Source organism: Streptomyces inhibens, assembly GCF_003389455.1.
Lineage (GTDB): Bacteria > Actinomycetota > Actinomycetes > Streptomycetales > Streptomycetaceae > Streptomyces > Streptomyces inhibens.
The window spans coordinates 1-7,848 of sequence record NZ_QUAC01000384.1; the positions used below are offsets into that span (position 1 = coordinate 1).

8 protein-coding genes are annotated in these 7,848 nt (G+C 74.7%); 6 read left to right on the forward strand and 2 right to left on the reverse strand.

Annotated elements, in window-relative coordinates:
• The coding region (locus DY245_RS35130) for a TerD family protein (RefSeq protein WP_425329482.1) at nucleotides 1-863 on the forward strand (863 nt) is incomplete at its 5' end.
• A 21-nt stretch (nucleotides 864-884) separates the two neighbouring features.
• Here the strand turns inward: DY245_RS35130 and DY245_RS35135 are convergent.
• Nucleotides 885-2,114 carry a glycosyltransferase gene (locus DY245_RS35135; RefSeq protein ID WP_128511157.1) on the reverse strand — a complete coding sequence of 410 codons (1,230 nt, stop codon included), beginning with the start codon at nucleotides 2,112-2,114 and terminating at the stop codon, nucleotides 885-887.
• Nucleotides 2,115-2,272: 158 nt separating this feature from the next.
• Between DY245_RS35135 and DY245_RS35140 the strand changes: the two genes are divergently transcribed.
• The 3 genes from DY245_RS35140 (at nucleotide 2,273) to DY245_RS35150 (ending at nucleotide 4,372) form a co-directional block, all read left to right on the forward strand.
• The gene (locus tag DY245_RS35140; protein WP_128511153.1) at nucleotides 2,273-3,076 is read left to right on the forward strand and encodes a glutamate racemase; all 804 of its coding nucleotides are present in this window, start codon (nucleotides 2,273-2,275) and stop codon (nucleotides 3,074-3,076) included.
• A 118-nt stretch (nucleotides 3,077-3,194) separates the two neighbouring features.
• Nucleotides 3,195-3,812 (forward strand): hypothetical protein, encoded by a 618-nt coding sequence (locus DY245_RS35145; protein ID WP_181924011.1) that lies wholly within the window; start codon nucleotides 3,195-3,197, stop codon nucleotides 3,810-3,812.
• Nucleotides 3,813-3,868: 56 nt separating this feature from the next.
• A complete protein-coding gene (locus DY245_RS35150; RefSeq protein ID WP_128511154.1) occupies nucleotides 3,869-4,372 on the forward strand; it encodes an NUDIX hydrolase in 504 nt (167 codons plus the stop codon).
• A gap of 84 nt (nucleotides 4,373-4,456) precedes the next feature.
• Here DY245_RS35150 and DY245_RS35155 read toward each other — a convergent pair whose 3' ends face one another.
• Nucleotides 4,457-5,014 (reverse strand): hypothetical protein, encoded by a 558-nt coding sequence (locus DY245_RS35155; RefSeq protein ID WP_128511155.1) that lies wholly within the window; start codon nucleotides 5,012-5,014, stop codon nucleotides 4,457-4,459.
• Between the two features lie 219 nt (nucleotides 5,015-5,233).
• Between DY245_RS35155 and DY245_RS35160 the strand changes: the two genes are divergently transcribed.
• Complete coding sequence (locus DY245_RS35160) at nucleotides 5,234-6,028, forward strand: 3-hydroxybutyrate dehydrogenase (RefSeq protein ID WP_128511156.1); 795 nt, start codon at nucleotides 5,234-5,236, stop codon at nucleotides 6,026-6,028.
• Between the two features lie 70 nt (nucleotides 6,029-6,098).
• On the forward strand, nucleotides 6,099-7,848 hold a 1,750-nt coding region (locus DY245_RS35165), incomplete at its 3' end, for a GAF domain-containing protein (RefSeq protein ID WP_181924012.1).

Genomic DNA, 7,848 nt, shown 5'->3' on the forward strand with positions numbered 1-7,848 from the left:
CCCCGGTCGCAGCCATGCCCGCGGCGCCCCCGGCGATGCCCACCCCGCCGCCCGCCGCGCCCCCGGCGATGGCTCCCGGGCCCCCGATGGCGCCGCCCATGGCTCCTGCGCCCCCGTTGCCGACGGGTCAACCGGCAGCGTCAATTCCGCCCCCGCCGGGGCAGCCCGCACCGGCCCCCGCGCCCCCTGCCGTTCGTCTGACAAAAGTCACCCTCACGAAGGAGGCTCCTGCCGTCTCGTTGACGAAGCAGGGCGGCACCTCCGGCGCGATGCGGGTGAACCTCAACTGGACCAGCGGCACGGCCGGCAAGCGGCTGACCAAGAAACTCGGCCGCAAGGCGATGCAGGCCATGGGCGCCCGCGGCGCCCTGCTGCCCCCGTCCGGCGAGCTGGACCTCGATCTGTGCGCGCTCTACGAACTCACCGACGGCGCCGCCGGCGTGGTCCACCCGCTCGGCAACAACTTCGGCGCCCTGCACGCCCCGCCGTACATCCAGCTCGACGGCGACGACCGCACCGGCGCCGTCACGGCCGGCGAGAACATGACCATCAACCTCGATCATCAGGCGCGCATCAAGCGCATCCTGATCTTCGTCACCGTCTACGCGGGCGCCCGCAGCTTCGAGGGCCTGCACGCGACGGTCACCCTCCAGCCCCAGTACGGCGCCCCCGTCGACTTCTCGCTCGACGCCTGCACGGTGCCCTCCAACGTCTGCGCGCTCGCCCTGATCACCAACACCGGAAGCGAACTCGTCGTCCAGCGCGAGGCCCGCTACCTCGTCCCCGAGCCCGGCGTCAGCCCGCAGCGCACCGTCGATTACGCCTACGGCTGGGGCCTGGACTGGTCCCCGGCCAGCAAGTGACACCACCACCGGGGGCGCGGCTCAGGGCGCCCCGTACGTCCGGCCCTTCCACGCCGCCCCGCGCCCCCGGTAGTGCTGCACCGCCGAGTCCACCGTCATCAGCAGATACAGCAGCGCGGTGAACGGCAGCAGCGGCGCCGCCCACAGCGGCTGCCCGTAGTAGCGCAGCATCGGCAGAAACGTCCCGCACATCACCGCCCAGGCCGCCCCGCCCAGCGCCGCGAGCGTCGCATCGCCGCCGGCCAGCCCGACCGCCAGCGCGACGGGCGGCGCCAGATACACCAACGTAAGACCGACGACCGTGCCGAGCAGCAGCAGCGGCTGGTGCAGCAGTTGGGCGTACGCGCTGCGCGAGACCATCCGCCACAGCTCGGCCAGCCGCGGATACGGCCGCACACTGTCCACCCGGTCCGCCAGCCCCAGCCAGATCGGCCCTCCCGTCGCCCGCCGCCGCCCCGGGCCGAATCTCCCCCGGACTCCGTCCGGGGGGACCCCCATCGCGATGCCCCCATTTGACGCGGAGCGCTTCACGGCGCGCGCCAGCGCCACATCGTCGATCACCGCATGCCGGATCGACTCCGGGATGCCCGCCCGCTCCGCGGCCTCCCGCCGCAGCAGCACACAGCCACCGGCCGCCGCCGCGGTCCGCGCCCCGGGACGGTTGACCCGGCGGAAGGGGTAGAGCTGCCCGAAGAAGTACACGAAGGCCGGCACGATCAGCCGCTCCCAGAACGTCACCACCCGCAGCCGCGCCATCTGCGACACCAGATCCAGCTCCGCCGACCCGGCCGCGGCAACCAACTCCCGCAGGCTGTCCGGATCGTGCGCGATATCCGCGTCGGTCAGCAGCAGATACTCCGGCGCGGTCCGCTCCCGCGCCAGCGCCATCCCGTGCCGCAGCGCCCACAGCTTCCCCGTCCACCCCGGCTCGGGCTCACCGGGCGAGGACACCGTCAGCGGCAGTCCGCCCCGCGCGGCCGCCAGTTCCCGGGCCAGCGCGCCGGTCCCGTCCGTACTGCCGTCGTCGACCAGGAACACCTCCGCCCGGCCCGGGTACTTCTGCCTGAGCAGCGAGGGCAGGCTCCGCGGCAGCACCTCGGCCTCGTCGCGCGCCGGAACCACCACCGCGACCGACGGCCAGCGCTCCGGATCCCGGCGGTCCGGCAGCCGTACGTCCGTCCGCCAGAAGAAGCCCTGCCCCAGCAACAGCCACACCCAGGCCAGCAGCGACCCGGCACCGATCCACTCCATCGCTCCCACGGGCGCAGTCTGCCGTACCGCACCCGGCGCGCACCGGTGATCGACACGGTGTTCCGGGGCGGGGAAAAGCGGGGCACCCCCCCGGCGGGGGCCCCGCCCGTCGGCGCCCGGTATGACAAGTCGGACCTGCGGCCCAGTAAAGTGTCCGGGTGAAGATCGCGCTGATGGATTCCGGGAATGGGCTGCTCGCGGCGGCCGCCGCCGTGCGGCGACTGCGGCCGGACGCCGATCTGGTCGTCTCCTCCGACCCCGACGGCATGCCCTGGGGCCCGCGCACCCCTGACGATGTCACCGCCCACGCGCTGGCGGTGGCCCGCGCCGCGGCCGCGCACCGCCCCGACGCCCTGATCGTCGCCTGCAACACCGCGTCCGTGCACGCCCTGCCGGCGCTCCGGGCCGAACTGGAACCGGCCGTGCCGGTCATCGGCACCGTCCCGGCGATCAAGCCCGCCGCGGCCGGCGGCGGCCCGCTCGCCATCTGGGCCACCCCCGCCACCACCGGCAGCCCCTATCAGCGGGATCTGATCGAACGGTTCGCGCGCGGCGTGGACGCCACCGGCGTGCCCTGCCCCGGGCTGGCCGACGCGGTCCAGGAAGCCGACGAGGACGCGATCGACGCCGCCATCGTGGCCGCCGCGGCCCACACCCCACGGGACATCCGGGCCGTGGTCCTGGGCTGCACCCACTACGAGCTGGTCGCCGAACGGATCCGCGCCGCCCTCCAGCAGCCCGGCGCCCCCGCCCTCGTCCTGCACGGCTCCGCCGAGGCGGTCGCCGCCCAGGCGCTGCGCCGCATCGGTGCCGAGCCGGCGCCCGCGGCCGCCCCGACCGGCGGCCTCAGCGTGATCCTCAGCGGCCGCCCGGCCAAACTGCCGGCCGCGGCGCTCACCTACGCCGAGGGCCGGCTGCTCGCCGGGAGCCGTACGGACACCGCAGAGGCCGTACGCCGCTGACGTCGGCCATGGCACCGATCACGATGCCGATCACGACGCCGACCGCACCGCAACCCGGGTCGTGAACGACGTGTCCGACGCGCTGCCCCAGGGTGCAAAGACGCGTACGCTGCGTCTCATGAGGGACCACCCCCACGAGGGGGCAGCAGCCCCCGACAACCACGGCAGTACCGACGGCGCCGGCAGCACAACGGGCCCCGTGGGCGGCGCCCATGCGGAGATTCCCGAGGTCTGGCACGGCAGCGCCACCAACCGCATCCAGTGGCTACTGGCCGCGGTGGGCGCGGCGTGTCTGGCGCTGGGCATCAAGATCGCCGTCGACAGCCCCTGGACCTCGGACCTCGCGCCCCTGGTGATGTCGGTGGTCGGCTGTGTCGCGGCCGGCCTACTGGTGCTCTTCGGCACGCTCGCCTTCGTCCATGTCGCGGTACGCGTCGACAAGGACTGCCTGGAAGTGCGGTGCGGCCATATAGGAGTGCCACGCCGCCGGATCCCCCTGGACACGGTCGTCGGCGCCGAATTCGAGCCGCAGGTCACGCCTCGTCACTGGGGCGGCTGGGGCTACCGCTGGCGCCCGGAGCAGGGCACGGCCGTGGTCGTACGCCGTGGTGAGGGCCTGGTGCTCCAGCTCGGCGACGGGCGTACCTTCACCATCACCGTCGATGACGCCGAGGGCGCCGTCCGCGCCATCCGCGGCCGGCTCCGGCCGCGCAAGGGGACCCCGGCGGGAGCCTGAGCCGCTCCTCCGGGGCGAGGCCAGGGTCTGCCGGGGTGGTCCCGTAGGGTCGGAGCATGGCAACCCCCGATTTCATCCGAGACCTCCGGAACTCCATCGGCCGGCAGCTCCTGTGGCTGCCGGGGGTGAGTGCGGTCGTCTTCGACGACCGGGGCCGGGTCCTGCTGGGCAAGCGGGCCGACACCGGCGGCTGGTCGGTGATCGGCGGCATCCCCGAGCCCGGCGAGCAGCCCGCCGAGACCGCGGTGCGCGAGGTCTACGAGGAGACCGCGGTGCGGGTCGTCCCGGAGGGGGTGGTCCTCGTCGAGGCCATGCCGCCGACCCGCTACCCCAATGGCGATGTCTGCCAGTTCATGGACGTGACCCTGCGCTGCCGGGCGGTCGGCGGCGAGGCGAAGGTCAACGACGACGAGTCGCTGGAGGTGGGCTGGTTCGCCGTGGACGCCCTGCCGGAGCTCGACGAGTACGCGCTGACCCGGATCAAGCGGGCGCTGGAGGCCGGCCCGACGTGGTTCCACGGAATGGGCGAGGAGCTCGGGGGACAGCAGACCCAGGGGTAGGCCCCGGGGTTCCCTCAGGGGTTGCTCAGGGGTTCCTCCAAGGGCGGGCCCCAATTCGTTTCCACCGGTGCAGGCCCCAAGGGCTCACAGCTCCTCCGTCGACGGCTCGTCCATGGGGTCCGAGGGCTCGCCGGGAAGCGTGGGCAGCTGCGACCCGTCCGGGACGCCGGGCTCCTGGGACGGCCCCGGGCCGGTGTTCCGGCCGGACGGCTCCTCCGTGTGCATCTCGCGCCTGTCCTTGCGGCAGGTCGTGATCCAGGTGCCGGTGGGGCCGCTCTCGTACTGGCAGAGCCACCCCCGTACGGACAGCGTGCCGCGGTCGTCACGGGCCTCCCGCGGCGCCCGCAGAAAGAACTCCGACATCACACCGCGGGCCTCCGCACAGCCCACCGTGCCGCCGGCCCCCGGATCCGCGTACAGCGCGACGTCTCCCGCCGTGCCCAGCGCGTCGGGGAGCACACCGCAGTCCAGCGGCTGCCCGGGGACGGTGGGGGACGCCGTACCGGGCCCGGAGCGCTGCGGGCCCGGGGTGCGGCCCTCGCCCGCGGCCGACGCCGAGGCGCCGGCCGTCGCGTCCCCTTCCCCGCAGCCCGCCGCGGCCAGGGCGAGCAGCACAGTCGGCACGGCGATCAGCCTCCGCATGTCGGACTCCCTTGTGGCGGCGGTGCGCAGACGGCACATTGCGTCGTACGACGCTAGGAGCCCCGCGCGGGCGCGGCGATCCGGGACGGCCGTTCGGGTGAAGCGGGCGCGGCGTCGGCCTGCCACCCGGACGGGCGTGTGCGGCCGCCATATCCGACCGGCGAAGTGTGGTGCCGTGGCACATCGGTGCCGGACCCGGGCGCTGCCTAGGGTGCGGGCATGACCGTGATCGGCACCCCAGGCCCGGTATCCCTCGACCTCGACGGCCGCACCGCCCTCGTCACCGGCGCCGCCAGTGGCATCGGACGCGCCTGTGCCCTGCGGCTGGCGGCGGCCGGCGCCACGGTGCGCGCGGTCGACCGGGACGCGGCCGGCCTGGCCGACCTTGCCGCGGCCCTCCCGGACGGCACCCGCGGCAGCATCGCGTCCCACCCGCTCGACCTCACCGATCTGGACGCCGCCGAGCGGGCCGCGGCGGGCACCGATCTGCTGGTCAACAATGCGGGCATCCAGCTCGTACGGCCCATCGAGGAGTTCCCGCCCGAGGTCTTCCACCAGGTGCTGACCGTCATGCTGGAGGCGCCCTTCCGGCTGCTGCGCGGCGCGCTGCCCCATATGTACGAACAGGGCTGGGGCCGGATCATCAACATCTCGTCCGTGCACGGGCTGCGGGCCTCCCCCTTCAAGTCCGCGTATGTCGCCGCCAAGCACGGCCTGGAGGGCCTGTCGAAGACCGCGGCCCTGGAGGGCGCCCCGCACGGCGTCACCAGCAACTGCGTCAACCCCGGCTATGTCCGCACGCCCCTGGTCGAACGGCAGATCGCGGACCAGGCCGCCGCACACGGCATCCCCGAGGAACGCGTACTGGCCGACATCCTGCTCGCCGACTCCGCCCTCAAGCGGCTGCTCGAACCGGACGAGGTCGCCGAGGCCGTCGCCTACCTCTGCACCCCGCAGGCGTCCTTCATGACGGGCACCTCGCTGGCTCTGGACGGGGGCTGGACCGCACATTGAGCGGCCCGTGTGCGATACGCGGGCGGCGGAGGCTGGCGCGCGGCGACGACCCGAAGGTATCCCTGTGACCATGCGCACCGATCAGCCGTCGCCCGAGCCCCGGTCCGGCCCCGAGCCCGGGGTCGCGCCCGGCCCCGGGCCGGCGCCGTCTTTGTCCGAGGCGGCCCACGAACAGACCGAGAACCCCTTCCTCGGCCTGCTGGCCACCGGCGCCGCCGCCGAGGAGTACGAGCGGCCGGTGCTGCGCGCCCGCGCCGAGGGCGCCCCCGCCGGCCGGCTCGCCGCCCTGGAGCGGTCCAAGCTCCTCGCGCTGCGCGTACGGACCGAACTGGAGGGCCGCCGACGGCGCGAGGCCGAGCTGTCCGCGCTCTACGCCACCGCACACGACCTGGCCGGGCTGCGCGACCTGGACGCCGTACTGCGCGCGATCGTGCGCCGGGCCCGCTCCCTCCTGGGCACCGAGGTCGCCTACCTCACCCTGAACGACCCCTCCGCCGGCGACACCTATATGCGGGTCACCGACGGCTCGGTCTCCGCGCGGTTCCAGCAGCTGCGGCTCGGCATGGGCGAGGGCCTGGGCGGACTCGTCGCACAGACCGCCCGCCCGTACGTCACCGACAGCTACTTCCACGACGAGCGGTTCCGGCACACCCGCACCATCGACTCGGGCGTCCGCGACGAGGGACTGGTCGCGATCCTGGGAGTGCCGCTGCTGCTCGGCAGCGTCGTCATCGGCGTCCTCTTCGCCGCCGACCGCCGTGAGCGGGTCTTCGAACCCGGCCAGATCGCGCTGCTCGCCGCCCACGCGGCGCACGCCGCCGTCGCCATCGACACCGCCAACCTCCTCGCCGAGACACGCAAGACGCTCACCGAACTGGAGGCCGCCAACGAGATCATCCGCGACCGCAGCGCGGTCATCGAGCGCGCCTCGGACGTCCACGACCGGCTCACCGAACTGGTGCTGCGCGGCGGCGGGGTCCAGGACGTCGCGGACGCGGTGGCCGAAGTCCTGCACGGCGAGGTGGAGTTCACCGCGCCCGACCGGGCACCGGCCGAGGCGCTGGACCGCTCCCGCGCCGACGGCCACGCGGTACGCCACGGCACCGACTGGGTCGCGGCGGTCGGCGCGGGCGGCGAGGTGCTCGGCGCCCTCGTGGTGCGCGGCCACCCGGCCCTGGACCCCGTCGACCAGCGCACCCTGGAGCGGGCCGCCATGGTCACCTCCCTGCTCCTGCTGGCCCGGCGGACCGCCGGCGAGGCCGAACAGCGCGTGCGCGGCGAGCTGTTGGACGACCTCCTGGACGCCGCCGACCGCGACCCCCGCCTGCTGCGCGAACGCGCGGCCCGGGTCGGCGCGAACCTGGACGCGCCGCATGTCGTCCTGGCGGCGCAGATCGACGAGGCGCAGACCGATGAGGCGCCGGTGACCGACGGGGCGCCGCCGGCCGCCAACTCGTCGATGTCCCATCCGTCTCCACCGGCCGACGGCTCCGGGACATCCGACGGCTCCGGGATATCCGAAGGTGGCACCCCGTCCCCGCCCCCACCGCACGGTGCCGGCCGCCGGCGCCTCTGGTCGGCCGCCTCCCATCTCGCCGCCACCCGTCACGGACTGGCCGCCGTACGGGACGGCGGCGCCGTCCTGCTGCTGCCGCTCGGCCCCGACGGCGACCCGGCGCACACCGCCCGCGAGATCGCCGCCCGGCTCGGCGCCGCGCTCCATGTACCCGTCACGGTCGGGGCGTCGGCCCCGGTGGCGGCCCCCGCCGCCCGCCCCGCCGCGGTCGCGGACGCCTACGCGGAGGCCGGGCGCTGCCGGG

Bases quoted from the DNA above. Each gene is read 5' to 3' on its own strand.
- DY245_RS35160 (WP_128511156.1), top strand. From the start codon at position 5,234: ATGACCGTGATCGGCACCCCAGGCCCGGTATCCCTCGACCTCGACGGC.
- DY245_RS35150 (WP_128511154.1), top strand. From the start codon at position 3,869: ATGGCAACCCCCGATTTCATCCGAGACCTCCGGAACTCCATCGGCCGG.
- DY245_RS35155 (WP_128511155.1), bottom strand. From the start codon at position 5,014: ATGCGGAGGCTGATCGCCGTGCCGACTGTGCTGCTCGCCCTGGCCGCG.
- DY245_RS35145 (WP_181924011.1), top strand. From the start codon at position 3,195: ATGAGGGACCACCCCCACGAGGGGGCAGCAGCCCCCGACAACCACGGC.
- DY245_RS35135 (WP_128511157.1), bottom strand. From the start codon at position 2,114: ATGGAGTGGATCGGTGCCGGGTCGCTGCTGGCCTGGGTGTGGCTGTTG.